The 25,647-nt window shown below is 59.0% G+C and carries 23 protein-coding genes and 3 pseudogenes; 18 read left to right on the forward strand and 8 right to left on the reverse strand.

Translation table 11 applies throughout. The features are described from left to right. Both FP026_RS13125 and FP026_RS13130 read left to right on the forward strand, forming a co-directional pair. A partial coding sequence (locus FP026_RS13125; RefSeq protein ID WP_281408587.1) for an SRPBCC family protein occupies positions 1-610 on the forward strand: 610 nt, incomplete at its 5' end. Next, positions 600-1,682 (forward strand): FAD-binding oxidoreductase, encoded by a 1,083-nt coding sequence (locus FP026_RS13130; RefSeq protein ID WP_149635075.1) that lies wholly within the window; start codon positions 600-602, stop codon positions 1,680-1,682. The genes FP026_RS13125 and FP026_RS13130, both read left to right, overlap by 11 nt. Before the next feature lie 60 nt (positions 1,683-1,742). Here FP026_RS13130 and FP026_RS13135 read toward each other — a convergent pair whose 3' ends face one another. Together FP026_RS13135 and FP026_RS13140 are read right to left on the reverse strand one after the other, a co-directional pair. Further along, positions 1,743-2,147: a GFA family protein gene (locus FP026_RS13135; protein ID WP_149635076.1), complete on the reverse strand. Its 405-nt coding sequence runs from the start codon at positions 2,145-2,147 to the stop codon at positions 1,743-1,745. Between the two features lie 187 nt (positions 2,148-2,334). Beyond that, positions 2,335-4,371, reverse strand: a complete 2,037-nt coding sequence (locus FP026_RS13140) for an NADH:flavin oxidoreductase (protein ID WP_149635077.1) — start codon at positions 4,369-4,371, stop codon at positions 2,335-2,337. Positions 4,372-4,516: 145 nt separating this feature from the next. On the opposite strand from FP026_RS13140, the gene FP026_RS13145 reads away from it, so the two are divergent. From FP026_RS13145 to FP026_RS13155, 3 genes and pseudogenes are all read left to right on the forward strand, one after another. Beyond that, complete coding sequence (locus tag FP026_RS13145) at positions 4,517-5,146, forward strand: TetR/AcrR family transcriptional regulator (RefSeq protein ID WP_149635078.1); 630 nt, start codon at positions 4,517-4,519, stop codon at positions 5,144-5,146. A gap of 142 nt (positions 5,147-5,288) precedes the next feature. Then, positions 5,289-5,387: pseudogene (locus tag FP026_RS13150) on the forward strand (amino acid ABC transporter); the annotation flags it as partial. A gap of 345 nt (positions 5,388-5,732) precedes the next feature. Beyond that, positions 5,733-6,767, forward strand: coding sequence for a LacI family DNA-binding transcriptional regulator (locus FP026_RS13155; RefSeq protein WP_149635079.1), 1,035 nt, complete (start codon positions 5,733-5,735; stop codon positions 6,765-6,767). 173 nt (positions 6,768-6,940) lie between these two features. Here FP026_RS13155 and FP026_RS30565 read toward each other — a convergent pair. Then, positions 6,941-7,216, reverse strand: a pseudogene (locus FP026_RS30565) (Gfo/Idh/MocA family oxidoreductase); the annotation flags it as partial. 174 nt (positions 7,217-7,390) lie between these two features. Here FP026_RS30565 and FP026_RS13165 point away from each other — a divergent pair. The 8 genes from FP026_RS13165 (at position 7,391) to FP026_RS13195 (ending at position 14,377) form a co-directional block, all read left to right on the forward strand. Then, positions 7,391-8,467 carry a Gfo/Idh/MocA family protein gene (locus FP026_RS13165; RefSeq protein ID WP_149635080.1) on the forward strand — a complete coding sequence of 359 codons (1,077 nt, stop codon included), beginning with the start codon at positions 7,391-7,393 and terminating at the stop codon, positions 8,465-8,467. Then, complete coding sequence (locus FP026_RS13170) at positions 8,467-9,285, forward strand: sugar phosphate isomerase/epimerase family protein (RefSeq protein WP_149635081.1); 819 nt, start codon at positions 8,467-8,469, stop codon at positions 9,283-9,285. The genes FP026_RS13165 and FP026_RS13170 overlap by 1 nt, the downstream gene beginning before the upstream one ends. Continuing rightward, positions 9,285-10,109, forward strand: coding sequence for an alpha/beta fold hydrolase (locus tag FP026_RS13175; RefSeq protein WP_149635082.1), 825 nt, complete (start codon positions 9,285-9,287; stop codon positions 10,107-10,109). The genes FP026_RS13170 and FP026_RS13175 overlap by 1 nt, the downstream gene beginning before the upstream one ends. Continuing rightward, a complete protein-coding gene (locus FP026_RS13180) occupies positions 10,106-10,831 on the forward strand; it encodes a ribulose-phosphate 3-epimerase (protein ID WP_149635083.1) in 726 nt (241 codons plus the stop codon). The genes FP026_RS13175 and FP026_RS13180 overlap by 4 nt, the downstream gene beginning before the upstream one ends. Further along, complete coding sequence (locus FP026_RS13185) at positions 10,828-11,862, forward strand: ROK family protein (protein ID WP_246665330.1); 1,035 nt, start codon at positions 10,828-10,830, stop codon at positions 11,860-11,862. The genes FP026_RS13180 and FP026_RS13185 overlap by 4 nt, the downstream gene beginning before the upstream one ends. Then, on the forward strand, positions 11,855-11,992 hold the full coding sequence (locus FP026_RS30215) for a hypothetical protein (protein ID WP_188112571.1): 138 nt from the start codon (positions 11,855-11,857) through the stop codon (positions 11,990-11,992). The genes FP026_RS13185 and FP026_RS30215 overlap by 8 nt, the downstream gene beginning before the upstream one ends. A 10-nt stretch (positions 11,993-12,002) precedes the next feature. Then, positions 12,003-12,983, forward strand: coding sequence for a L,D-transpeptidase family protein (locus tag FP026_RS13190; protein ID WP_149635084.1), 981 nt, complete (start codon positions 12,003-12,005; stop codon positions 12,981-12,983). Positions 12,984-13,369: 386 nt separating this feature from the next. Next, positions 13,370-14,377, forward strand: a complete 1,008-nt coding sequence (locus FP026_RS13195) for a hypothetical protein (protein ID WP_149635085.1) — start codon at positions 13,370-13,372, stop codon at positions 14,375-14,377. A gap of 485 nt (positions 14,378-14,862) precedes the next feature. On the opposite strand, the gene repC is transcribed toward FP026_RS13195, so the two are convergent. From repC to FP026_RS13215, 4 genes are all read right to left on the reverse strand, one after another. Then, positions 14,863-16,164 carry a plasmid replication protein RepC gene (gene repC / locus FP026_RS13200; protein WP_149635086.1) on the reverse strand — a complete coding sequence of 434 codons (1,302 nt, stop codon included), beginning with the start codon at positions 16,162-16,164 and terminating at the stop codon, positions 14,863-14,865. Positions 16,165-16,319: 155 nt separating this feature from the next. Next, the gene (gene repB / locus FP026_RS13205) at positions 16,320-17,321 is read right to left on the reverse strand and encodes a plasmid partitioning protein RepB (RefSeq protein ID WP_149635087.1); all 1,002 of its coding nucleotides are present in this window, start codon (positions 17,319-17,321) and stop codon (positions 16,320-16,322) included. Between the two features lie 4 nt (positions 17,322-17,325). Beyond that, entirely contained in the window at positions 17,326-18,519 is a 1,194-nt protein-coding gene (gene repA / locus FP026_RS13210) for a plasmid partitioning protein RepA (RefSeq protein WP_149635088.1), read from the reverse strand. A 468-nt stretch (positions 18,520-18,987) separates the two neighbouring features. Continuing rightward, complete coding sequence (locus FP026_RS13215; protein WP_149635089.1) at positions 18,988-19,473, reverse strand: ProQ/FINO family protein; 486 nt, start codon at positions 19,471-19,473, stop codon at positions 18,988-18,990. A 926-nt stretch (positions 19,474-20,399) separates the two neighbouring features. Between FP026_RS13215 and FP026_RS30570 the strand changes: the two are divergent. The 3 genes and pseudogenes from FP026_RS30570 to FP026_RS13230 form a co-directional block, all read left to right on the forward strand. Then, positions 20,400-20,582, forward strand: a pseudogene (locus FP026_RS30570) (amidohydrolase); the annotation flags it as partial. A gap of 244 nt (positions 20,583-20,826) precedes the next feature. Further along, the gene (locus tag FP026_RS13225) at positions 20,827-21,528 is read left to right on the forward strand and encodes a GntR family transcriptional regulator (RefSeq protein ID WP_149635090.1); all 702 of its coding nucleotides are present in this window, start codon (positions 20,827-20,829) and stop codon (positions 21,526-21,528) included. Positions 21,529-21,652: 124 nt separating this feature from the next. After that, positions 21,653-22,615 carry a dihydrodipicolinate synthase family protein gene (locus FP026_RS13230; protein ID WP_149635091.1) on the forward strand — a complete coding sequence of 321 codons (963 nt, stop codon included), beginning with the start codon at positions 21,653-21,655 and terminating at the stop codon, positions 22,613-22,615. 93 nt (positions 22,616-22,708) lie between these two features. On the opposite strand, the gene FP026_RS13235 is transcribed toward FP026_RS13230, so the two are convergent. Then, positions 22,709-23,746, reverse strand: a complete 1,038-nt coding sequence (locus tag FP026_RS13235; protein WP_149635092.1) for an Ldh family oxidoreductase — start codon at positions 23,744-23,746, stop codon at positions 22,709-22,711. A gap of 345 nt (positions 23,747-24,091) precedes the next feature. Here FP026_RS13235 and FP026_RS13240 point away from each other — a divergent pair, with 345 nt between their 5' ends. Then, the gene (locus FP026_RS13240) at positions 24,092-24,898 is read left to right on the forward strand and encodes a transporter substrate-binding domain-containing protein (protein ID WP_149635093.1); all 807 of its coding nucleotides are present in this window, start codon (positions 24,092-24,094) and stop codon (positions 24,896-24,898) included. A gap of 71 nt (positions 24,899-24,969) precedes the next feature. Beyond that, a complete protein-coding gene (locus FP026_RS13245) occupies positions 24,970-25,635 on the forward strand; it encodes an amino acid ABC transporter permease (protein ID WP_149635094.1) in 666 nt (221 codons plus the stop codon). Positions 25,636-25,647: the final 12 nt, after the last annotated feature.

The raw sequence follows: 25,647 nt of genomic DNA on the forward strand, positions 1-25,647 counted from the left end.
CGTTTCCTTCGTCGATCTCGACTTCGGTTTCGACCCGGAGACGCTGAATCCTGAGGATCGCGAACAGGCGGAGGAGCATTTCCGGCTCTACGACGAGCGGACGAAGGCCTGGGAAGCCGATGGCTTTCCGTCGGCCGCGGTCGAGCAGCTCGTCGACTGCGCGACAAACTTCCGGACCCAGCGCCTGATCATCGCCGGTGCCGGCGAATCCCAGACACATGATGCGACGGCGGCATCATCGAAGCTCCTCGGTCAAATGACCCGCAAGGACCTCGGCGATACGCATCTTTGGGGTCACAATAGCTGGAACCACTTCATGGGCGACCATGCGGTCGTCGCGATCGTCATTCCACTCTCCGCCGGCAAGACGCTGGTCAGAACCAAGTGGCTCGTCCACAAGGATGCCGTCGAAGGCAAGGACTACGATTTCGACAAGCTGACCGACGTCTGGATCGCAACGACCGACCAGGATGCGGATCTCGTCGCCCGCTCGCACGCCGGCACACTCGACCCGGCCTATCAGCCAGGTCCCTATTCCCGGTTCTCGGAAACCAATCTCGACAAGTTCGCGGCCTGGTATATCGATCGGATGCGCGCCCATGGGTATTGAGTTCACACAGATGCAAAGGGCCCACGCCGACGTTTGGGATCCGGAACGGGACGAGACCCTCATCTGCGTCGACGTGCATCAGGAAACGCATGACGTGAGGAGCTTCACGTTTGCATCTCCAGAAGGCAAGCGTTTCAACTTCGATGCCGGACAGTACTTCCTGTTCGATTTCCCGACGGGCTCGGAAGGCGAGGCTCGCTGTTACAGCATCTCGTCCTCGCCCTATCGCAATAATGCGTTCACCGTGACAGTCAAACGGGTACCTGGTGGCAAGGTCTCGAACTGGCTGCATGACAACATGGTTCCCGGCATGACGGTCAAGGGTCAGGGGCCGCTCGGGCACTTCATCCGCCCGAAAGTGGCGGGAACGAAGCTCCTGCTGCTTTCAGGCGGTTCGGGCATCACCCCTGTCATGTCGATCACCCGTGACTTGGCGGATAGCTGCGAGCCGGCGGACATCGTGTTTCTTCATGCGGCTCGTACGCCACTGGACCTCATCTTTCGCAGTGAACTATCCTGTCTTGCAGCCCGCATGAAAGGCCTACGACTGCAATTCCTGCCGGAAACAGTCGCTGGCGAGCGCGCCTGGCCAGGTTTGACCGGCCGAATCTCATCCGAGTTCCTGAAGCTTGCCGTTCCTGACATCGCCGAGCGGGTCGTCATGTGTTGCGGTCCGGCGCCATTCATGGCGGCGGCCCGCTCGATCACAGCAGCGCTTGACGTTCCTGCGTCGAACTATATCGAAGAGAGCTTCGATGCAGCTGTCATCGACGAACCCGGCCTCGACATCGAGGCACAGCCTGCGGGCAAGATCTACCAAGTAGAATTCTCGAAGCAGAAGCGGATGCTCGAAGTCTCCGCCGATCAGACCGTGCTGGCAGCCGCGAAGAAAGGCAGCATCAGGCTTCCATCATCCTGCTCCAACGGCATGTGCGGGACCTGCAAGTCCAAGCTCGTCTCGGGTTCGGTGGAAATGAACCACAATGGCGGTATCAGGCAGCGGGAAATCGACGCCGGTATGTTCCTGCCCTGCTGTTCGAAACCTCTGAGCGATCTGGTCATCGATCGCTGACCGGCGAGGATCGGTGCGGCCCGCTTTCAAGGCGCGAAGCGACAGGAGCCCAATATCGTGCTAATCGCCTGGCCGTCCGGGAAGATTTCCTATGGTGTCGATCCAAGCCAGCCGAGACGAGCACCAGCTCTGCGATTGGGGTCGGAGCTCGTATCGCTGGTTTATCGTCCCCAGGCGAATGCCTACCTCGTCAGCATCTTCAAGCTCTCCGGTCGTGTAGATCGGCGACCCACAATTCGGGCAAAAGTACTGAAGCCGGCGACGGCCATTATCGCCGAATTTCACGTAGAGTTTCGGCTCTCCACCTGTGATCTCAAATGCCTTGCGTCGCGCAGGCACGGTGACCCTATAAGCCGTCCCGGTCAGTCGCTGGCAGTCTGTGCAGTGGCAGATCGACACCTTCTCGGGGTCGATTTCCGCCTTGTACGAAACAAACCCACAATGACATCTTCCATCTATGTGCATCGGCTCCCCGCTTTCGCGCTGCGTACACCCCTTAAAAAATCTAGGGCGGCATCAGGACGGTTTCCATCGAATGGCATCGCCTTCGACATTTTACATAGGCAGGACGCGGCTCTTCTTCACTGCCAGGTCGCGACGTAAAGACTCGTCCTTATGAAAGATCGGCCGACCGACTTGGCCGGCCGACACATCAAAGATCCTTCGCGATCCTGAGACCGTCGTAGATCGCGGCGTGGGTGTTGCGCGCGGCGACCGCATCGCCGATCCGGAAGAGCTGGAACTGGCCTTCCTCATTGCGGACGACGGACTGCGGCTCCCCTGCAAGAAGCTGGTCGTACGAGGTCTCGCCCAGGTTTCGCGAGTGCGGCTTGAGTTCGAAGTACAGTTCGTCGAGCGGGATCGTGCCATGATTGACCACGATCTGGTCAACGACCCTTTCCTTGGCGACGCCGCCGTAGTCGCTCCCGACCGTCGCGATGATCTGGTTGCCGCTCTTTTCCGCCGATTCCAGCCGGAACGTCACCGTGAACGTGACGTCCAGCTTCTGCAGCGAGCGCATGTAAGGAACAAGGTTCATCGCCATCACTTCCGGAGCGAAGGACCGGTCCGGCGTCATGATCTCGACCTTTGCACCCGCTTGCGCGAGGAATTCGGCTGCCTGCAGACCGGCATGATCGCCGGCGTCGTCGAAGACGAGTACGTTCGTGCCTGGCTTCACGTCGCCCGAGATGATGTCCCAGGACGAAACCACGAGTTCGTTGCCCTTCGTGAGAACGTCGGTATGCGGCAGACCACCGGTCGCGATGATGACGATATCAGGTTTTTCGGCGGTGATGGTCCCGGCTTCCGCCCAGGTGTTGAAGTGGAAGGTGACGCCAAGCTTCTCGCATTGGCTCATGCGCCAGTCGATGATGCTGATCATCTCGCGGCGGCGCTCACTCTGCGCCGTCAGACGGATCTGACCGCCGGCATTATTCGCGGCCTCGAAGACGACGACGTCGTGACCGCGCTCGGCGGACACGCGCGCCGCCTCGAGCCCCGCCGGTCCCGCGCCCACAATAACGATCTTCTTGCGGAGTTCGGCCTTCTCGACGATGTGCGGCATCGTCTGCTCGCGCCCGGTCGCCGCGTTGTGAATACAGAAGGCAAGGCCGCCCTGATAGATGCGGTCAAGACAGTAGTTGGCGCCGACGCAGGGACGAATATCGTCCTCGCGCTTCTCGATGATCTTGCGAACGATATGCGGGTCCGTCATATGGGCGCGCGTCATGCCGACCATATCGACCTTGCCTGCCGCAATTGCGTGGCGGGCGGTCGCCACGTCCGGGATCTTGGCCGCGTGGAACGTCGGAAAGTTCGTCGCGGCACGGATATCGCCGGCGAAATCGAGATGCGGAGAGTTCGCCATGCCCTGGATGGGAATGACATCGGTGAGACCAGGATCGGTGTCGATATGGCCGCGAATGACGTTGAGATAGTCGATCAGGCCGCTGTCGCGCAGCCGCTTCGAAATCTCGATGCCCTCTTCTTTGCCGGTACCGCCGGGAAGGCATTCGTCCGCGGTGTATCGAACGCCGAGAATAAAATCGTCCCCTACCCGCTTCCGTATCGCCTTGAAGACGTCAAGACAGAAGCGCATGCGGTTCTCGAGCGAGCCGCCGTACGGCCCATCGAGTTCGTTGGTCAGCGGCGAGACGAACTGGTCGATCAGGTGCCCGTAAGCCTCCAGTTCGATGCCGTCCATACCGCCGGCCTTCATGCGTTCGGCAGCGTCGGCGAAATCCTTGATGATGCGCTCAATGTCCCAGTCTTCGATCTTCTTCGGAAAAGCCCTGTGCGAGGCTTCGCGCTGGTGGGAAGGAGACACGATGGGCAGCCAATCGCCCTTGTCCCAGCGCGTGCGGCGACCGAGATGTGTAAGCTGGATCATGATCGCCGAGCCGTGTTCGTGAACCGCGTCGGTCATCTCACGGATCCACGGAACAATCTCGTCCTTATAGACGAGCAGGTTGTTGAAAACCGGAGGGCTGTCCCGCGAGACGGCGGCCGAGCCGGCCGTCATTGTCAGGGCGACACCTCCCTTGGCCCGTTCAACCGTATAGGCGCGATACCGTTCCTTCGGCATGCCATCTTCGGGGTACGCCGGTTCGTGAGAGGTCACGATGATGCGGTTGCGCAGCGTCAGATGCTTTAATTTATAAGGCTGGAGGAGAGGATCGTTCGACATGCGTCGTGCTCCGGACTGGAAACGTCGCATGACGCTAAATGAAAATGTACACATATGTCAATAAAGAAAACATAAGCGTCCTTTGCTTAGACACTAATGTACATTTCTCTTGTCGAGATTGCCGTAATTTGATAGGAGACGAGCGATGGACCAGGGTGTAAGCGACAGCGGATGGCGGGGATCTCCGGAGGGGTGGCTGGAGGCCGCCTATTCGTCCCTGATCGATTCCGGAGTGGATTCCGTAAAGATCCAGCCGCTAGCGAAGAAGCTCAAGCTCTCGCGCACGAGCTTCTATTGGTTTTTCAAGGATCGCGAAGAGCTTCTGAGCGCCTTGGTCAGCAGATGGCGGGACAAGAATACCGGGAATTTGGTCAAGCAGTCCGAGGCATATGCGGAGTCGGTTGCGGAGGCGATGCTCAATGTCTTCGACTGCTGGCTCGATAAGGACCTGTTCGATTCTCAGTTCGAGTTCGCCGTGCGCAGCTGGGCCTTGCAGTCCACGGACATTCTCGAGGAGGTTCGTCGCGCCGACCACATACGCATGGAAGCGCTCTTGCAAATGTTCACCCGCTTCGGCTATGACGCCGGTTCCGCCGACGCCCGCGCCAGGACGACCTACCTTGTTCAGATCGGCTACATCTCGATGCAGTCCAAGGAAGACATCGCCGTGCGCATGAAGCGGATTCCGGAATACATCACGATCTATACCGGACAAATTCCGCAGCAACGGGAGCTCGACCGCTTCTTCTCGCGCCACGGCTACAAACCAAGCTAGAAACGACAGCATGAGCGGATCAAGAAAGATTGGGATCATCGGCGGCGCCGGCTGGCTCGGCGTGGCGATCGCCAGCTCCTTGATCAAGGCGGGCGCGGTCTCCGAAAGCGATCTTTCATTCCGCAGCCGTCGCCCCGCCGGCGAGCGGCTTGCACGCTTGAATGCGGCACTGAAGTCCATCAAGGCAGACGGGACCTATGACATGATCAACGCCAAATATTTTCCCTTCAGCATTCAGTAGCATCGCAAGCGAATAGTGGAATCCGGCGTCGACTACCGGCCGAACGCGATGTGCCGGATGTGCGCGATTTTTCCCTGCTAGGCGCTAACGCGTTAATTAATAAATTTTCCGCATGTCATCTTTTATTGTGACATGAAAGTGAAAAGAAATTACCCGGAATTTGCGTCTCCGATTGCGCCTCTTTCCCTGGAGACGCATAACGATCACCAGAGCAATTCCAGGACAAGTGCGCAGCGGTTTCCGTCCGGAATTGCGAGAAGACAAAAAGATGGAGCGGTTCAGAGATTCCGTTAAAAGCTGGACCGCTCCGCTAGATCGAACGATTGGAAAAGCGGTCGGCTCCTGATGGAAAAATTGACGCATAGGACGATGGAGGACTTCGCGAAGTCCTGCGGCGTCTCCCGCCCGACCCTTTCCAAGTATTTCGATGATCCGACCAGTGTGAAGCCGACGACACGGGCGTTGATCGAGGCGGCGCTTCGCTCGTCGGATTACCAGCCGAATCTTTATGCGCGGAACCTCAATCGCAAGAGGACCCGCAATGTCGGCATCCTGGTTCCCGCCCTCACCGACCCCTTTTACGCCGAGATGGTCAATCGTCTGGAATTGCGGCTGCGCAATGAAGGCTATTGGCCGATCGTGTTCTCGTCGCATGGATTGCCGGAGCTGGAAGCCGAAGCGGTCAACACAATGTTGTCGCTGAAAGTGGCAGGGGCGCTTGTCGCACCGCTGGGGCAGAAATCCGATCCGCGCACCTTTGAAAAACTCGCGCAGAACCTGCCCATCGTTTACTTCGATACTTATATCGAAGGGAACACGCCGTTCATCGGCAACAACAATTACCAGAGCATGGCGACGATCGTGGAATATCTCTGCCGATCCGGGGAAGCGCCGGCCTATTTCGACATCCCGCATGTCAATCATAATTCACCGGAGAGGCTGGCAAGCTATATCGCCACGATGGAGGCCGCAGGCTACGAGCCGCTGGTGATCGAGACCAACGCCACCTACACATGGGAATTCGAACGCATCGGATACGAGCAGATGGATAGCCTGCTCCAGGCGAAGGCTCTGCCACGCAAAACTATTCTATGCGCAAATGATCGTCTCGCCTTCGGGGTTATGTCGGCAGCCTTTGCGCACCGGCTGAGGGTTGGGCGAAAAAAGGGAGACGATCTGCGTGTCGCTGCCCATGACGACCATCCCTTGAGCCGCTATACCTGCCCGCCATTGACGACAATGGCACAGGATTTCGCCGCGATGACCGCAAACAGCGTCGATGCGTTGCTGACGCTGCTGGGCGACGTGGATGCGCCGGTGCGGTCGATCACGCACAAGGTCACCCTGGATGGGACATTGGTCATGCGACAATCGGCTTGAAGCGTAGCCACCGATCCATCTTGAGCGTTTTCCGCTTTTCTTCGAATCGCGAAAACGCTCAACCTTTTGTTTCTACGCAATTCCGGACGGAAAACCGCTATACACTTTTCCTGGAATTGCTCTAGTTCGCGCGTCCCTCGAAGGAACGCCAAGTCGCCACGGCTTCTTCTATGGCCGGCCGATAGGACCGACATGGTGACGACGAAATGAACGGCCGGAATCGTGTGGTTGAGCACGAGGTCGATTTTGGACTCGGCAAGCAATTGGTCGACGCTCAGGACACGAATGCCATATTCGCGAGCACGCAGCGCGACCGCGTCAGGAGATATATCGGCACACGCACGCAGTTCGACGCCGGCAAATAGCGCTGCATTGTTCAGATAAGTCATCGAGATGTTGCCGCGGCCGATAACGCCAATGCCGAGTTTAGTTTTTGAATTGCCAGGCATATTCCCCGATCCTCTCTGACACGTCGCCCGCCCGCCGCGCTTCGGTACGTCCGAATGATGCGTCCTGGATTGAGTTAAGGCGTCTCGTTTATTGACGCGCGACAAATTTTTATGAAACATGTGCAAATACTGGCGCCGAGGTATGGGGGTCGCCAGTCTTCCTGGGAGGGAACCATGATCGAAAAGGAAAGTCGCCGTCTTCGCGTCGGAGTCCTCGGCTGTGGCCCGATCGCGCAGTTCGCGCATCTGGAATCCTGCGTCAAGGCGAAGAATGCAGATCTTTATGCGATCTGCGACGCGGCACCCGATCTTCTGGCTCGCATGGGCGCGACCTATGAACCGCAGAAGATGTACGACGATTATGATGCCATGCTCGCCGATCCTGAGCTGGAAGCCGTGATTGTTGCGACATCCGACGCCTATCATGTGCCGATGTCCATGAAGGCGCTCGAAGCCGGAAAGCATGTCCTATGCGAAAAGCCGATCGGCGTTTCGGTCGAGGAAGGGCAGCAACTTGCCGAGGCCGTGCGCCGATCCGGCAAGATCCTGCAGGTCGGGCACATGAAGCGCTTCGATCCGGCGCTCGAGGCAGCGCGTGATTTCGTGCGCGACGACATAGGCCAGATCTTTGCGATGAAGGCGTGGTATTGCGATTCCACCCACCGCTATACCAATACGGATGCGGTACAGCCTCTGCCCGTCACCAGCAAGCTTGCGCGCAAACCATCAGGCAATCCCAAGGCCGATCTCCGGCAATATTTCATGCTGGCGCATGGCTCGCATCTGGTCGACACCGCGCGCTTCTTCTGCGGTGAGATCGTCGCCGTTCGCGCCCGACTTTTGGAACGTGCCGGTGCCTATTGCTGGTTCGTCGAGACCGAGTTCGCCAATGGCGCCCTCGGCCATCTCGACTTGACGGTTGCCGTGCGCATGGATTGGCATGAAGGGTTCCAGCTTTACGGCGAGAACGGCTCGGTTCTCGCAAAGACCTTCAATCCCTGGTACTTCCGCTCGAGCGAAGTAGAGATCTTCCACGAGAAGGATGCGACGAGCCGCAAACCGCTCGGCGCGGACGGCCACTTCTTCCGCCGGCAGCTGGAAGGGCTTGCCGATACGGCGCTGAAGGGCGCGCCGATGCGCGGCGCCAATGTCGAGGATGGCCTGGCGTCCATTCGCGCGATGGTGGCGATCGCCCGATCGGTGGAACGGGGTGAGCGCGTCGAACTCGCATCGGTTTCGGGAGCGGTCTGATGCAGATCGGAATCTTCGCCAAGACCTTTCCCGGAACGGAGCCGCTCGGCGTTCTCTCGGCAGTGCGCGATAGCGGTTATGCTTGCGCGCAGTTCAATCTCGCCTGCTGCGGTCTCCCCTCCATGCCCGATGCCGTTTCGGAAACGACGGTCGCAGCAATCCGGGCGGCCGTCGAGGCGACGGGCATTTCGCTTGCTGCCCTGTCAGGCACCTACAACATGGCTCATCCGGAGATTGCCATACGTCGAGCGGGTCTCGCCCAGCTCGCCGTCGTCATCGAAACGGCGGCGGCACTCTCCATCCCGCTGGTGACGCTTTGCACCGGAACGCGCGACCCGAACGACCAATGGGCCTATCATCCCGACAATGGCGACCCATCCGCCTGGGCCGACATGTCGGCGGAAATGTCGAAGGCTCTGGAGCTGGCGGAACGGCACGGCGTCGATCTCGGCATCGAGCCGGAACAGGCCAATATCGTCACGTCGGCAAGTGACGCCCGGCAGCTGATCGGCGAGATGGGGTCGCGGCGGTTGCGCATCGTGCTCGATCCCGCCAATCTCTTCGAACAGGCGACACCGGCACAGGCGCGGGCGATCGTCGAAGAGGCGATCGAAATCTCGGCCGGCCATATCGCCCTGGCGCATGCCAAGGATCGTCACGGCGATGGCCGCTTTGCAACCGCCGGGCAAGGGGTGGTGGATTTTGCCGACTTCATCGCGCGGCTGCGCTCGGTGAATTTCGATGGCCCGCTCGTGACGCATGGTCTTTCAGCTGCCGAAGCATCCGGCGTTGCCGACTTTCTCAAGGCGCTGATCTGATGGAAAAGAAATCGTTCAAGCGCGGCGACGCGGAACTTGCCGCCTATGAGGACGGTCAGGGGCTTCCCATCATCTTCCAACATGGTCTTGGCGGCGACGAGGCGCAGGTGGCGCAGAATGTCCCAGCTGCGGGTATGCGCCGGCTGACGCTGGAGTGCCGCGGACATGGCGCATCCTCGCTCGGCAATACGCGACCCTTTTCGATCCGTATGTTTGCCGACGACGTTCTTGCCGCGGCCACCGAATACGGGTTTGACCGCTTCATCGTCGGCGGCATTTCGATGGGAACGGCCATTGCCCTGCATCTTGCCCATCGTCATGCCCACCGGATCGCCGGGCTCGTTCTCGTGCGCCCCGCCTGGACCTTCGGCGCATCGCCGGACAATCTCGAACCGATACGCGCCGTTGCAGCCCTGATCCGTTCGCATCCGGTAGAGGAGGCCGAAAGCCGCTTTATCGCTTCTGAAATGGGACGACGGATCGCCTCCGAAGCGCCAGACAACTTCTCGTCCCTGCTTGGCTATTTCGACAGGCCAGATGCCGTCGCCTTTGCCTCCGTTCTGGCTGACATCGCCGCTGACGGACCGAATGTGCCGCAGACAGCCGCCGCCGCCCTTGCCGTGCCCACCCTCATTATCGGCAACCGGCAGGACGCGATCCATCCGCTCTCCTGCGCGCAGACGCTCGCCAATGTCATTCCGGCCGCAAGCCTTGTCGAAGTCACTGCCAAGGCTGTCGACAAGAACAGGCATTTTGCCGAGGTCCAAGATGCCATCGCGCATTTTCTAGCATCCAAAACAATCCGGAGCTTCGTTCCATCATGACGTCCAAACCCCTTTCAGGCCAGGCGGCTATCGCAGCGCTTCCCCGCAACAGGCTTCTCGGCGAGTTCTCGCTCTGGTCGGCCGATCTTGCCAATATGGAAACCGATCTCAAGCGTATCGAAGCCTATGTCGACCTGCATCACATCGATGTCGCCGATGCGCGCTTTACCCCGGGCTTCCTGTTCTTTCCGGATTTTGTCGCGCGCATCGCCAAGTCGACCGCCAAGCCGATCCATGTGCATCTCATGGTCGAGGCTGAAATCGTCGAGGAGCAGACGCGCCAATTCATAGAGGCAGGTGCTGATTTGATCAGCGTCCATGCCGAAAACGGCGATGCCGGCTTGCGCGCAATCGCGCTTGCCAAAAAGCTGGGAGCCGAAGCCGGCGTGGTGCTGCGGCTCGAAACGCCCGTTTCTGCGATCGAGCCTTTCATCGATCACGTCGCCTTCGTGACGCTGCTCGGAACCTTGATCGGCGTCAAGGGACAAAGCCTCTCCGAAAAGGCCTGCGACCGGCTGATCGAGGCCCTCTCGCTGCTGAGGAAAGCCGGTCGTGAGGAGCAGGTGATCCTCGCCGCTGATGGCGGCATTCGCGAGCAGACAGTGCCGCTCTTGCGCCAAGCCGGGGCGCAGACCGTCGTTCTCGGATCGCTGGCATTCGGCGACAAGAACCTCGGCGACCGGATCGCCTGGCTGCATGGGCTGGAGAGCCGGGTTTCGTGAAAAAGGTCGCTCTTGCCTTCGATCTTGGTGGAACTGAGCTGCGCGCCGCACTCGTCGACGACGTGGGATGCCTTCTGGCGTTCTCCTCGCTGTCGACGGACGCGGCTGGAGGGCCTGCGGCCGTCATCCGACAGATCGAACTGCTGGCGGAAACGGTGCTGGCGGAAACGCCCGATCTTTCTCCGATCGGGATCGGGATCGGCGCGCCAGGCCCGCTCGATCCGGACGCCGGTGTCGTCATTGCGGCGCCGACCCTGGTCGGATGGTACGAGGTTCCACTGGCAGACATTCTCCAAAACCACTTCCAGCTTCCCGTACGGCTCGAAAACGATGCGAACGCGGCAGCGCTCGGCGAATGGCGATACGGCGCCGGTCATGGTGCGAGATCGATGGTGTTCGTCACCGTATCGACCGGCATTGGCGGTGGCGTGATCGCCGATGGCCGGATCCTGCACGGCAGACGTGGCCTGGCTGCGGAGATCGGCCACATGACGATCACGAATGAGGGCGAGCGTTGCTTTTGTGGCGCCGTCGGCTGCTTTGAGGCCGTCGCCTCCGGCACGGCACTCGGCAGGCGGGCAACCGCCCGCACCAGGCCGTCAGACGGGTCGATGCTGCGCAAGCTCGCCGCCGATGCAGAAGTGACCGGACGACATGTCGTCGATGCCGCGCGAAAGGGCAACGCCGATGCACTGGAGCTACTGAATACCGAGGCGCGGTGGTTGGGGATCGGCTTCACCAACCTGCTTCATCTCTATTCCCCCGACGTGCTGGTCGTGGGTGGAGGAATTTCGCATGGCTTCGATCTTCTGCACGATCAAATGGTGGCGACGGTTCGCGAGCGCGCCATGCCCGCCTATCGCGACGTTCCGATCGTTGCCGCACAGCTCGGACGCCATGCGGGTCTGATCGGTGCCGCCAGCCTCATCTTGGGCACCGAAGGAAGGGACGATCTGGCGCCTACCGGCGTGGAAAGCACCGACCTTGGCGCGGATACGAATCTCGACAAAAAGGAGGACCACCATGTCTAATCTCGTGCTGCGCGATGTTCGCAAGTCCTGCGGCGCAATCGAGGTGATCAAGGGCATTGATCTCGAAGCCGCCGAAATCGACCATTCGGATCCGTCTACAAGCCGACGGAACAACTTGCGCGGACGATGATTTTCAAGACATGACCCATGCGCTGAGCTGTCTTGCGATCTCTATCGCTTTGATATTTTCAGGTCCGGCTGTCGCCGCTCCCATAACCGCTCAGGATGTCAATAGCGCCACCATGACGTCCATACAGACCGAAGCGCCGGGCGAGAAGCCGAAGAAGCCTGACGCGGCAATTGTCAAGCTCCAGGTCCTGCTGGATCGAGCCGGCTCTTCTCCTGGCGCTATCGATGGCTACGCCGGAGAGAACCTCAGCAAAGCAATTGCAGGATTTGAAGCTTTGCAGCGGCTTCCCGCCGACGGAAAGCTCGATCCAGAAGTACTCCGGCGCATTGAAGATCAGATACCCATCATTCAGGCATATGCCATAACAGCGGACGACGGGAAGGATCTGGTGAAGAGCATTCCCAAGGACTATGCCAAGCAAGCCAAAATGGATCGCCTCGGCTATACAAGCATCGCCGAGAAGTTAGCCGAACGTTTCCATATGAACATCGCTCTCCTGAAAGCACTCAATCCGACCGCGTCTTTTGCCCCCGGTGAGACTATCATGGTTGTGATCCCCGGCGAGGCGAAGACCGGTGTGGTGAAGCGGATCGAGGTCCACAGAAAGTTGAGCCAGGTGTTCGCTTTTGCAGAAGATGGGTCGTTGTTGACGGTCTACCCAGCCACTATCGGCAGCGAGGAATCGCCCTCCCCCTCAGGAACACACAAGGTCAAGGGCGTCGCTCGATTGCCGCCATATATCTACAATCCGAAGATCAATTTTCAACAGGGTCACAACAAGAGGATCCTGAAGCTGCCAAGCGGGCCGAACAATCCGGTCGGTACGGTCTGGATCGATTTGACCGAACCCACTTATGGCATCCACGGAACGCCGGCTCCAGAACTCATCGGCAAAGTCGGCTCTCATGGATGCGTCCGCCTGACAAACTGGGATGTGGAAGAGCTGGCAAGGATGGTAAAGCCGGGCGTAGGCGTTGAATTTGTCGATTGACCATCGGCCGGAATTGACCCCTCGGGCGACAGGCCAAAGCCTACGTCAGCATCAGCTATTGTCCGCTCGATTTTGGGGAATTGCTCAATCCCGGGCCTGGGATCTTCAATGCAATCCGTCCGATAAACTCAGCCATATTTGCGCCGCGATCGGTGAAGAATGCTGACGCGAAGCGGATGAGGAAATTAAGGGCGGGCAAATAATCTTTCTGCGACCGCCGGGATTTCCCGTCTGTTAGGTCGTCATTCAGCAAAGCAGCGCACAATTATGATTTCTGGATCTGAGCGCATGGTAGTCAGGCCTGTGGGGCAGGCGGACCGCTAAGATCGCCGTTGCGGGCAGTGGTACATGTGGATCCAGAATATTTTGACAGGAGATTTAATTTCGTGCGGTTGAGATATGCCATTCGAAGCATCGCCCAGATGCTCAGCCTTTGCTCTCTTACCATCATCATCCCTTCAACATCGCAATCTCTTGCCGCGGAGCGCCAACCAGATCTTCCGGCATGGCTGAATGCCTATGTCGGCGAAGGCGACGGTCAGATCGCCCGACCGATTTTGCAGAGAGCGCGCGCGCTCTACATGCAGAAGATTGGCGAAGGCAAGGTCAGGAACCCTTGCTATTTCGCGATGGATGCAACCCGGCCGAACAATCCGGCTGACGGTAAATCGGCGGGCCGTTTCTACATCGTCTGCGAGGCGACGCAGACATTCCGCGTGGTTTCATCGGGCCACGGCAGCGGCCGCGATCTCAAGGGGGTCGTCGACTTCGGCAACGGCCGGATGTGCGCCAGGAACTTCGGCAACGCGATGGATTCGAACCTGACGACCGGCGGCTCCTATGTGACGGAAGAAACGAAAACCACCTTCAAGGGTTACTATCGGGTTTCCCAAACCAAGGATGCTGCTTTCCTTCGCACCTTCGTGCAATTCGACGGTGTTGGTGAAACCGCCAATGCGCGCGCCCGGGCGATCGGCGGCCATGCGGCTGCAAAAGTTGCCGGCATCTGTATGAAGAAGGATCCGCAGAGCCCCTATGCCAATCGTGACGGATATGTTCCGCTCGGAAAGCTGGTGGAATATGCGGGCGGCCGCAGCGACGGCTGCACGAGTTGGTCGGCATCGGACGCCAATCAGATCATCTCCATGGTGAAGGACAATCCAACGACCCTCTACATCTATCCTGAATCCTCGGACATCAAGGCAGTCGCCAAGGCCGTTGCAGCCGGGCGCTCTCCCGCACAGTCCGGATTGTATTGGAACGAGCCCTGCCTGAAGGAAATCGGAACTCCGAAATTTTGGCCGAAGGAAACTTTGGAACCGATCATCGCCCAATACAAGAACGATCATCCGGCACCGCCACCACGGCCGATACCGATTTGCGACCAGCAATGACGACAGCATAATCACAATTGCGGAAAATCAGGGCCGGAGGATCAGTGGCGACGGGCATGGGACTGCAACGTCCTGTTTTTGTGGCGATCGGGCAGGCAGACGAACAGCCTGTCTCCATCGCGCAATTTGCACAGGCGTAGCGGTACGAAAGTCTGATATAGCTTCCGACAACGAATTTACCTCAATGAAATCAATCTACTAGCGAGCGATGAAATTCAGTCGAAACGATCGAATTCGCTAAGGGAAGTACCCATACCGCCGGCAAATTTCTGTATTTTTATGCCCTTTTTGCTGGCAAATGTCCACCCTTTCCGACTCCATGCTTATAGCTCGGGTGCCCTCCAGTTGAGAAATGCGATATAGAGTAATTTACCGTTCGCTGCGGAAGCATCGAGATATCCTGAGCCACACGCAGCGCCAGAGTTGGTCCGTCGTGGTGCCAACTGGAACCGAGCGTTAGGCCCCCACCACTGTTGCGGAACATGCTAAGCGATCTTCCGCATGGCTGGGGCCGTATTCGCCCGCAGAAGGCTCATGAGCATCGGACCGATGGCAAACTCTCCCTTCTTCGTTCGCCGCGTCAGATCGCGTAGATAGGCGCCGGCGGAGTTGATGTGGGAACCACGTTGGAGGATGCAGGCGATGACGGTCGCGGTGTTTTCAGTTCCCATAGCTGCGCAGGCCTCCCCGTAGGCTCCTGAGCTGATCTCAAGCATCGATTTGACGATGAGTGAAGCGGCGAGCAGATCGCGCCAACTCTTGATCTGTCCGCCTGGACCATAGGCGGCAATTTCCGGACATGCTCGCAAAATGAGGTCGAGCGGGAAGGACTTCAATTCTATTCCTGTGCCAATCTCCGAATGACTGTTGTTGAGTGTATGAGACACCGGCATTCGGGTTTCAGAGGGTAGGGGAATGTTGAGGAGACGCGGAGTTGTCCTCGGAGCGAAGCCTCGTGGGGAGGCGTTTTCCGTGGACGGGGCTTCAGATTCAATTTGGGATTCGGAGTCTGAATTCTGTATGTGCCGCTCATTTTGATAGGGATTGGCGCCTAGTTTCGTAGTTTCTGCACGTGTTTCCAATCGGTTGACGATTTCGTCGCGCAGACGGCCGAGCTTCTCCAGCAGCGTTTCCAACTGGGCCACGTTCGGCGAACGCGGAAGGTCATCGATAAGCGCGCGAAAGCCCAAATGGACGGCTTCCCAGGGGCCTTCAATATCCTCGGCAATGGCGGTTTCGATAAGCTTGGTGATATCACGCCGGTGGAGGCTGATGTGTTCCCGCAAACTCTGCACGTGCAATCGCTCGGCAACGACTTCGGCGGCGAGATGCTCGATCTCCTCGGTACGGGACAATAGGGGCGCCAAGGAGAAACCATAGGCCTCATTGAGGTCCCCTGCCCTGTTCCGGCGAGCATAGCGCTTGCCGTTGGGGCTATCCCTGCGGGCAAGAAGCCCAGCGGCGATCAGGGCGGCGAGGTGGCGGCGGATTGTCTGTTCCGCCATGCCATGCGCGCGCAACGACAATTGGGCGTTCGAGGGAAACACGATGAGGTTGGCGCCATCCGAGAGTTCGTTCTTCGGATAGAAGCTCAGAAGAGCATTCAGTACGGCCAGCGCTCGATCCGTCACGCCTAATAAGGGCTTGGCTTCGCAGAGCGCACGATAAATCTTCCACTTGTCGACGGACCTGACTGACTTCCCATGATCGGCTCTTCTTTGAGCTATCAACATGGCAAGCGTCATCGGCCGCCGCCCAAAAGGCGTCGTCACATGTTCGGCTTCCATTTTCTTTCACCTACGTTGTGGCAAAAGAAGTTTGCTCACCAAAACGATGCCAAAGACTCTTGACTGTGATTCGGGGAAGTGCGATTCTCGATTTGCTTAAGATCAGAGAAGGGCTTCCACGACGGCGTCGTTTGGGGGCCTTTTTCTTTTGCGGGTTACGTATCCTTTCCTTCCTGGAACTCGTTGAAGAGAGATTGCAGCCTCTCCTGTACGAACTGATCGAAACCGGGCGCGACCTTGCTATCGAAAACAAAGGTTGCACGCGCCGGCGTTCGCTTAAATGTCACCGGAACACCGGCTATCGATGATGGCGCTGCCGCCGCCTTGGTGGATGCCGGCTTGCCGATTGCAAGAACCATTGCCTGCTGGAAGCGCTCGTCACTGGACATCCGACGATGGTTGTCCGCGGACAACTCCGTGATGATCGGTTCCGATGCGACGCTCTCGAGACGTTCTCCCAGCTCCAGCCAGCGTCTGCGGCCGATGTCGGGAGCAGGGCCGATTGCGCTGATGAGAGCGAGAGGCACTTGTCTGGTAACGATGAGCATCTTCGAGAGAGCCGCCTTGTCCACGCCGAGTGCGGCCATGATGACATCGCGACCGAAGCCGCGCTGCTCGAGGCGCAATGCGAACAACGCGCGCTCGATATAGGATAGGTTCGTGCGGGCACTGTTCTCTTGGCCCTGACTGACCACCAGCTGATCGTCGGTGAGCTGACGCACGACGGCGCGCACCTTGATGCCGAGCTCTTTTGTCGCCGCCAGTCGACGATGGCCGTAGGCGACCTGAAAACGCCCGGGGGTCTCCGGATGCGGGCGCGCGAGGATCGGAACCTGCTGGCCATGTTCGCGTATCTGCTCGACGAGTTGACCAAGCACGACGGGATCTATTTCGAGACGATCGGTAACGAACGATCCGTCGACAAGCTCGGGATCGATATCGACGACCGTCTGACCTTCCGCCAGTTGCCGTTCGAGATCGCTGGCTCGTTCCATCTTCTCTGTGATGTTTCCGAGTGTTCTGGTGATGCCGCCCACGGGTCCGGAACCTCTCGCCTGCGGCAGGAAGCCGGCGATCGGGCGATGGTCCTTCGCGGCCGGTGCCTCCGGGCGGGTTGTATTCGGCGCTGAGATTTCAAGCAGGTTTTTGCGCGCCATCTATTTATTTCCTTCCCCAGGTTAGGCGGATATGCGTCTCGATCTCGCTGTTGACGAGATTGAGGGAATCCAAAGCGCGGTCATAGGTGCCCCTGGTGAACTGGGCACGCTCGACCTCGTAGAGGGTCTGTTTGGTGACGCCGGCATCGGCAACGGCCGTCGATTTGACCATCGCGTTGTGGAGCATGCGGTTGCCGAATATCGCCTTCATGAAACCGGTCATTTGACTTTGCGGTCCGTCGTTTGGCTCGAAGCGCGTCACGAGGTAACGCATCCAGTCATAGCTGGTGCGGCCCCCTGCTCTCTCGACAACGGACATGAGCTCGCTGGTCATCGTCAGAAACTGCGACATGGACATAACGTCGAGCATCTGCGGATGTACCGTGATGAGGATCGATGTCGCGGCGCAAAGCGCCGACATCGTCAGAAAGCCGAGTTGTGGCGGGCAATCGATGACCACCACATCGTAGAAACTTTCGATCCCGGTCAGGACTTCGCCGATGCGGGCAAAGAACATCGTCTCGGCCCTGCCGGCCGCCATTGCGCGCGGCGTCTCGTGCTCGAATTCCATGAGCTCGAGATTTCCGGGGATCAGATGCAGATTAGGCGTATAGGTCGAGCGAACGATATCGGTAATCGGGCGAGGGTTTTCATAACGGATGGCGCCATAAAGCGTTTCGTTTTCACCGACGTCGATCTCGGGTTGGTGCCCGAACAGTGCGGATAGGGACGCTTGCGGATCGAGATCGATGGCAAGTACGCGGTAGCCCCTTAACGCCAGATATTGCGCGAGGTGGGCGGCGGTAGTCGTCTTGCCGGAACCGCCCTTGAAATTCATCACCGAGATGATCTGTAGCTTTTCGGCCCCTCGGCGCCAGGGCACATATTTTGGCGTTCCGTTTCGTTCGTCGAGAACTCTGCGGATCCGATCCATGTCTTCGGCCGTATAGAGCCGCCGCCCGTTGGCAAGCGGATCCGGCCCATGGCCTTCGGCTGCGATCTGGCGAAGGTAACCTTCCCCGATGCCGATGAATGCGGCGGCCTCAGCTGGCGAAAACATCCGCATCGTTTTCTGTGACTGAGGCGGAAAGAGCTTTGCCTGATGTTGTTGGAGCTGATAAGACAGCTCTTGCGCATCTGTTGCCAGAAGCGTTGGTAAATGCTCTTGATCGTCTTGGAGCACGAGACTCGGCTGCATGGTTGTTTTCCCAATTAACTGCGCAATTGTGACGGAATGCCGCTGAACTACGCAGTTATAATATGCTCCGATTCGTGGCCGTTTTACAAATGCTTAAACAAAAGGCAGTTTTTGACTGCTTTTTTCGCATTCGAAGGCCGCCGTTCACTCTGATCGGCGAGTTTGCTCCCTTGATATTCTTGCCGTGTCCGCTCGTGTTGGTATCCGCGGGCTGCTGTGCAGCCTTCGGTGAGGAGTAGTCCGCGGACTACTGACACCATTTGTTCCATGGCGCCACGATGGCAATGAGATTGAGGCGAGGCGACTTAAAAGATCGGTAGTCCGCGGACCACACCGGTCGATCGGGCAATGGACAAGTTCTGGCGCTCATCGGCATCTAGGCCGCTGGCATTCAAGACGAGCAGTGCTGTGATAGGTTCGCGAAGAAGTCAACGGGGCTGCGGAGGACGCGGCGGTCCGCCCGGCGGATCAACGCGCGACGCGATCCGTGCGCTTGCTTCGGCCGAGAAGGGATGCCCGAATTAGCTCTGCCTTGCTCAATGCCGGCTGTGGCGGGCTTGGTTCGTCGTGACTAGCGCTCGTCTTGTCCTGCGTCTGGCGGAGTGCGATCAGGCGCTGCTGTGCCGCAAGCCTGTCTTCCGTTGAAAGCTGTTCGACCGGAATGCCGGCGAGATCGTGACGCATTGAATTCGGCTGCGCGCAGGCCTGGTAATATCGCTTGGAATGAAGAAATGCGCTGGTGGCGCGGCGAAGCGACATGACCGGCACGTCCGGCTTCAGCAGGGGGCGGATTTCATTCCAAAGGCCGAGCGCGAAAGGACGGATCAGGTCGCCGGCTTTGATGGGCAGGATGTCGATAGGGCGAAGCAGGAGCGCGTTGATCGCAGCTGCCTTTTTGACATCGAGCTCGGTCGCAATGATCGGCTCGCGATCGGTCGTCCAGGGTTCTTCCATGAAATCGTTCCTCTGCGTGCAAATCCATTACGGATTGATTGTGAAGTGATTTTGACGAGACGGCAAAGAAATCCGCCTGCGTCTTCTCGCCTCATGCCAAGCTGTCGACCATATATGAGGTGGCGTCTCTCACAGCAAGTTTGGTTAACGGGATTTTCATGATTGAGAGGATAGCTTGCGTCGAGCCGCGAAAAGTACCGGGTACGCGGCGCATTTTCTCTTAAATCGGCAAGCCATGAGAACCTCACTTCGCTCGCGAGGTGTGCGACGGTCCTCCTCTTTCGTTCCTCTTCATATGGCGACCGACCAGCGAGGAGATGCGCACGATCGATCGCTTGCTGGCTTCTTCACCGATTCACCCAATCCTGATGCGAAGCATGGTTTCGATCAACTCCGCCAATTTTTAGGCGCGCTTTCTCTCGGAAACGGCATTGGCCAATACGCAGACTATCGCGCGCTGTTCCGCCATCATTCTTGCTTCCGAGGCTCGCCCTTGAGGGATGCCGGCGATCCGTGCTCGAAGCGTGTTGAGAGACCTTCCATGGACGTAAATTTGGAAGGGGATATCCGGCGGTGGCCACTATTCGGGCTGGATTTGTCATGGAGCAGCAATGCACCGATCAATAGGGCAGGGGCGCGGGTGGCCTCTCCGGCTACCCGGTGTCCAGGTTCGAAGGCAAGCCAGCAGAAGTTATGCGGGACGCGCGTGCAGGATCAGGCCGCTTCTATGCCAGGTGCCGTCGCTAAGCAGGGCAATATCGAAACCTGGAGATAACGACAACGGCTGGCTTGCCGGCGGGTCATCGTCGCGATACACATAACGGCGCTGTCGCGCGAAAGTCCATGCGCGATATCCGAGAAAGCTGCAGCTAAAGCATGTAGCAGCAGCGGAAGCAAAGCGCGATATAGCTTCAATTAAATGAAGCATTAACCATGATCTCAAGCATCTCCATGCTCATCCGGAATTCTGTTTCGAAGAACAGCAGACTGCGGCTTTCGTCGCCTCTAGGCTTCGGGAATTCGGGCTCGACGAGGTGGTAGAGGGTATCGGCGGCACGGGCATCATCGCGACTTTGAGGCGTGGTAACACCAACCGCTCTATCGCGCTTCCACGGTAACGGGAGGGATTCGCCGCCGCTGTACAATCCGAATTACGATTTCAACGATGACGGATTGATCCAGGCGCATGCTGGCACGCGGCGATCGTTCGCAGACGGCTTGCAAGAAATGGCCAAGGCGGCCCAGCCGGTTCGCGCAACGGGTAACGCTACCTGATTTCAGGCTGGCAAAGCGCCGTTGATTTACCCGGCATGCCCCTTTATTTCTCACGCAGAAAGAAGAGGTCAGCTAGCTATGGATAATGAAACAAGCCTCCGAAACGAACGTAAGCGCGGCTCCGGCGTGAAGGTGGTCTACGATATCCTGCGGGACGAGATTCTGGATCTCGAATTGCCGCCTGGCAGCCCCATCGACGAGGTGCAGCTTTCCGAACGTTTCGGCATGTCGCGCACGCCGATCCGCGAAGCGCTGGTGCGGCTTGCGGGCGAGGGGCTGATCGATACGCTGCCCAACCGTTCGACCATGGTGTCGCAGATCGATTTTCTCAACATGCACAGCTATTTCGATGCGCTGGTGCTGATGTATCGGGTCACCACGCAACTTGCGGCGAAGTATCATCGCCCGGAAGATCTGGAGGCCGTGCGCGCGCTTCAGGCGGATTTCGCCGCCGCCGTCGAGGCCCAGGATGCGCTCGCCATGATTTCCACCAACGCCGCGCTGCATCTTGCAATTGCCGAGTCCGGCCGCAATTCCTATTTCACCAGCCTTTTCTCGCGTCTGTTGAATGAGGGCCGGCGTATCCTTCGTCTCTACTATCAATCCTACAATGACCGGCTGCCGCGCCGCTTCGTCGAGGAGCACGATGAAATCATTGAGGCCGTCGCGGCGCGCGATATCGAGCTTGCCGAGCGTCTGGCGCGCGAACATGCGGAACAGATCGTCGCCCAGATTCAGAAATTGCTGGTGCGTGGAGATCGCCTCGACGTGCGGCTTTAGTTGCATATTTCTTGTCGACAAAATAAATACAAAGATATATCAATGCTGCAAAGACGGTGAGGCGCGGCGGCGGATGCGGCTGGGCTGGTTGCCGATCCACCCCAAAAGCCAAAAGGATAGACAGATGAAATCCAGCGTTTTCTCCGGCGTGATCCCGGCGCTCATGACCCCGTGCAAACCCGATCGCAGCCCTGATTTCGATGCGCTCGTGCGCAAGGGCAAGCAGCTCATCGCCGAGGGCATGTCGGCGGTCGTCTATTGCGGCTCGATGGGCGATTGGCCGCTTCTGACGGACGCACTGCGCATGGAGGGCGTCGAGCGGCTGGTCAAGGCGGGCGTGCCCGTCATCGTCGGCACCGGTGCCGTCAATACGGCATCGGCCGTAGCCCACGCCGCCCATGCCCAGAAGGTCGGCGCCAAGGGGCTGATGGTGATCCCCCGCGTGCTGTCGCGCGGTTCGGTCATCGCTGCCCAGAAGGCGCATTTCAAGGCGATCCTGTCGGCCGCCCCCGATCTTCCGGCCGTCATCTACAACAGCCCCTATTACGGTTTTGCAACGCGTGCCGACCTTTTCTTCGCACTGCGCGCCGAACATGCCAATCTCGTCGGCTTCAAGGAGTTCGGCGGCCCGGCCGATATGCGCTATGCCGCCGAGAACATCACCAGCCGCGACGATGACGTGTCGCTGATGATCGGCGTCGACACGGCCGTCTTCCACGGCTTCGTCAATTGCGGTGCGACCGGCGCCATCACCGGCATCGGCAACGTCCTGCCCAGGGAAGTCATTCATCTCTGCAACCTCGCGCAGGCCGCAGCCAAGGGCAACGTCGATGCGCGGCAGCGCGCGCTCGAACTCGAGCAGGCGCTCGCCGTCCTGTCATCCTTCGATGAAGGTCCGGATCTGGTTCTCTTCTTCAAGCACATGATGGTGCTGAACGGCGATAAGGAATATGAGCTGCATTTCAACGAAAGTGACGTCTTGAACGACAGCCAGCGCGGCTATGTCGAGGCGCAGCTCAAGCTGTTCAATACTTGGTATGCCGAGTGGAGCAAGCTTCCGGGCGCCGTGGAAAAGTACAAGGCCTAAGCGGCCGCAATAGCCTAAGCCCAAATGCGAGAGGCCCGAATGGGCCTCTTTCTTGTTATCTTACGTTGGCTTTCATTTACATTTCGATGTTGCTCAAGCTACGGCGTCGAGGCCGAGTTCCTGCAGGTGGTCGAGCTGGCGGATTTCCTCTGCGGTCAGCGGAATGCCATCCTGTTCCGCTCGGGCGCGGGCGGCGAAGCGACGCTGCGAGGGCAGACGCGCACCCTGGCCGGCGATCGCTTCGAAGAGCAGTTCGGCGCGGACGAGCGGATTTCCAGGCCGGCCGGCCGAGAAAGCCTCCGGTGAGAAGGCGACGATGAGTTCGCCGTGACGCGGGGCAAAGGCCGTCGAACCGAGATAGTCGAGCGCTTCGCGGCTGGTGAAATCGCCGATCATGACGCCGGCCAGAAGCTCGATCATCGTGCCGATGGCCGAACCCTTGTGGCCTCCGAACGGTAGCATTGCGCCGGCTAGCGCAGCCTCCGGATCCGTGGTCGGCTGGCCGTCAGCGTCTAGCGCCCAGCCCTCCGGAAGAGATTTGCCGGCCCGACGATGCAGCTCGATCTCGCCACGCGCGGCAACCGAAGTCGCGAAGTCGAAGACGTAAGGTGGATTGTCGAGGCGCGGCCAGCCGAAAGCGAAGGGGTTGGTTCCGAGGAGCGGCGCTGTACCTCCGGCGGGCGCCACCGTGGAATAGCTCGGGCACATGGCGAAGGCGGCGAGGCCCCGATCCGTCAGAGCTTCCACCTCCGGCCATAGCGCGGCGAAGTGCGTGCAGTCGTTGATGGCGAGTGCGGCAACGCCGAAGCGGCGAGCCTGATCGGCAAGCACCGGCATGCCGAGCTCGAAGGCGGCATTGGAAAAGCCGCTCTTGGCGTCCACCCGTACGATGGCGGAATCCTCACGCTGTTCCAGCACCGGCACGGCATCCGGCCGTGCCTTGCCGGCTTTGACTGCGCGCAACACGCCTTCGATGCGATAGACGCCGTGGGATTTGCAGGCATCGCGCTCGCCGGCGACGATGACCCGCGCGATCGCGCCGGCCTGCTGCGCATTGAAGCCGGCTTTCGAAAGGATTGCCACGACTCGGCTTTGCAGCGCATCAGGCGTCAGGTGGGTGACGTCGCTCATCTGAATTCTCCCATGGTTGGTTTGCCGGCATCATAGAGGCGAAAATTATAAATACAAAAAGAATACAAAAATAGACATAGAAACGAACGCCGCCGATTTGTGTTTCAGCGCCTCGTCAAAGGAAACGGAGACTTCGCCCGTCCCGGCGCCGCCGAGATCGTGGCCGACGCACCCACGCCGCCTTGCACGCATATCCGGCGTCGAACGCAAGCGATCAGGTGTTGATCTCCCACGATCGTAAATTCTTTTTGTATACTACATGTATTTTCGATTTGATTTAGGGCCATAAAAAGGGTTTAGTGACCGCGGCCCGCAAATGGCCGCCAACTGGGAGAAGAGATTCTAATGAAAAAAACGGTCATCGCATTTGGCCTTCTGGCCGCCGCTTCCGCCATCTCGCCGGCCAAGGCCGACAAACTGGACGACATCATTTCCTCGGGAACGCTGCGCTGCGCTGTCGTGCTCGACTTCCCGCCCATGGGCTCGCGCGACGCAAACAACAATCCGATCGGCTTCGACGTGGACTATTGCAATGATCTCGCCAAGGCGCTCGGCGTCACGGCCGAGATTGTCGAAACGCCGTTCCCCGAGCGCATTCCAGCGCTGATGTCCGGTCGCGTCGATATCGGCGTTGCCTCGACGTCGGATACGCTTGAGCGCGCCAAAACCGTCGGCATGACCGTTCCTTATTTCGCCTTCGAAATGGCCGTTACTTCCAACGACAAGTCGGGCATCAAGTCCTTCGAGGATATGAAGGGCAAGATCGTCGGCGCGACTGCCGGAACATTCGAGGCGATCGCGCTCGAAAAGCAGGTCAAGGCTTGGGGCACTGGTGAGTTCCGTCCCTATCAGACGCAAGCGGACGTCTTCCTGGCGCTCAGCCAAGGCCAGCTCGACGCGACCGTTTCTACCTCGACCGTTGCCCAGGCAACCGTGAAGTCCGGCAAGTTCGCCGGCATTTCCGTCGTCGGCAAGGCGCCGTTCCAAACGGACTACGTCTCCCTCTTCACCAATCGCGAAGAGTACGGCCTCATCAATTATCTCAACCTCTTCATCAATCAGCAGGTTCGCACGGGCCGCTATTCCGAGCTCTACGAGAAGTGGGTCGGCGGCGCCTTGCCATCCCTGACGGTGAACAGCGTCTATCGCTAATCGGATCGCTCTCAACGACGGCGTAGCCATTCATGGCCGCGCCGTTCGACCTTTCCGAAAGGTGGACGTTCATGTTCAGCTACACCTTCCACTGGAATCAGGCCTTCAAGGTATTGCCGCAGCTGCTCGATGGCGCGGTGGTCACCCTGCAGATCGCAATCCTGTCGATGGCGATCGGCCTTGCCTGCGCCCTGGCGCTCACGCTCTTCAGGCTTTCCGGCAGCCGCCTGCTGACCGGTATCGCCTCGATTTGGGTCGAGGTCGCCCGCAATACGCCGGCGCTCTTCCAGATCTACATGGCCCATTTCGGGCTCGGCAATTTCGGCATTCACCTCAGCCCCTATACGGCGCTGCTTGTTGGTATCGCCTTCAACAACGCCGGATATCTCGCCGAGAATTTCCGTGGTGCGCTCAAGGCCATCCCGGACACGCAAACGCGCGCCGGCCGGTCCCTCGGCATGACATCGCTGCAAGCCTTCCGGCTGATCGTCCTGCCGCAGATGCTGCGCATCGCCTTCCTGCCCGTCACCAACCAGATGGTCTGGGCGATCCTGATGACTTCGCTCGGCGTGACCGTCGGCATGAACACCGATCTTGCGGGCGTCACGCAGGAATTGAACGCGCGTTCATTCCGTACCTTCGAATTCTTCGCGCTCGCCGCCGTGATCTATTACCTGATCGCCAAGCTGGTCACGCTCCTCGCCCGGCTCGCCGCCTGGCGCATGTTCCGCTACTGAAAGAGGTGAGAG

It is taken from the genome of Martinezella tropici, assembly GCF_008370325.1.
In the GTDB taxonomy this organism is placed as follows: domain Bacteria; phylum Pseudomonadota; class Alphaproteobacteria; order Rhizobiales; family Rhizobiaceae; genus Rhizobium; species Rhizobium tropici_B.

Coding starts and splice junctions, on each gene's coding strand:
- FP026_RS13130 (WP_149635075.1), top strand. CDS start 600: ATGGGTATTGAGTTCACACAGATGCAAAGGGCCCACGCCGACGTTTGG.
- FP026_RS13135 (WP_149635076.1), bottom strand. CDS start 2,147: ATGCACATAGATGGAAGATGTCATTGTGGGTTTGTTTCGTACAAGGCG.
- FP026_RS13140 (WP_149635077.1), bottom strand. CDS start 4,371: ATGTCGAACGATCCTCTCCTCCAGCCTTATAAATTAAAGCATCTGACG.
- FP026_RS13145 (WP_149635078.1), top strand. CDS start 4,517: ATGGACCAGGGTGTAAGCGACAGCGGATGGCGGGGATCTCCGGAGGGG.
- FP026_RS13155 (WP_149635079.1), top strand. CDS start 5,733: ATGGAAAAATTGACGCATAGGACGATGGAGGACTTCGCGAAGTCCTGC.
- FP026_RS13165 (WP_149635080.1), top strand. CDS start 7,391: ATGATCGAAAAGGAAAGTCGCCGTCTTCGCGTCGGAGTCCTCGGCTGT.
- FP026_RS13170 (WP_149635081.1), top strand. CDS start 8,467: ATGCAGATCGGAATCTTCGCCAAGACCTTTCCCGGAACGGAGCCGCTC.
- FP026_RS13175 (WP_149635082.1), top strand. CDS start 9,285: ATGGAAAAGAAATCGTTCAAGCGCGGCGACGCGGAACTTGCCGCCTAT.
- FP026_RS13180 (WP_149635083.1), top strand. CDS start 10,106: ATGACGTCCAAACCCCTTTCAGGCCAGGCGGCTATCGCAGCGCTTCCC.
- FP026_RS30215 (WP_188112571.1), top strand. CDS start 11,855: ATGTCTAATCTCGTGCTGCGCGATGTTCGCAAGTCCTGCGGCGCAATC.
- FP026_RS13190 (WP_149635084.1), top strand. CDS start 12,003: ATGACCCATGCGCTGAGCTGTCTTGCGATCTCTATCGCTTTGATATTT.
- repC (WP_149635086.1), bottom strand. CDS start 16,164: ATGGAAGCCGAACATGTGACGACGCCTTTTGGGCGGCGGCCGATGACG.
- repB (WP_149635087.1), bottom strand. CDS start 17,321: ATGGCGCGCAAAAACCTGCTTGAAATCTCAGCGCCGAATACAACCCGC.
- repA (WP_149635088.1), bottom strand. CDS start 18,519: ATGCAGCCGAGTCTCGTGCTCCAAGACGATCAAGAGCATTTACCAACG.
- FP026_RS13215 (WP_149635089.1), bottom strand. CDS start 19,473: ATGGAAGAACCCTGGACGACCGATCGCGAGCCGATCATTGCGACCGAG.
- FP026_RS13225 (WP_149635090.1), top strand. CDS start 20,827: ATGGATAATGAAACAAGCCTCCGAAACGAACGTAAGCGCGGCTCCGGC.
- FP026_RS13230 (WP_149635091.1), top strand. CDS start 21,653: ATGAAATCCAGCGTTTTCTCCGGCGTGATCCCGGCGCTCATGACCCCG.
- FP026_RS13235 (WP_149635092.1), bottom strand. CDS start 23,746: ATGAGCGACGTCACCCACCTGACGCCTGATGCGCTGCAAAGCCGAGTC.
- FP026_RS13240 (WP_149635093.1), top strand. CDS start 24,092: ATGAAAAAAACGGTCATCGCATTTGGCCTTCTGGCCGCCGCTTCCGCC.
- FP026_RS13245 (WP_149635094.1), top strand. CDS start 24,970: ATGTTCAGCTACACCTTCCACTGGAATCAGGCCTTCAAGGTATTGCCG.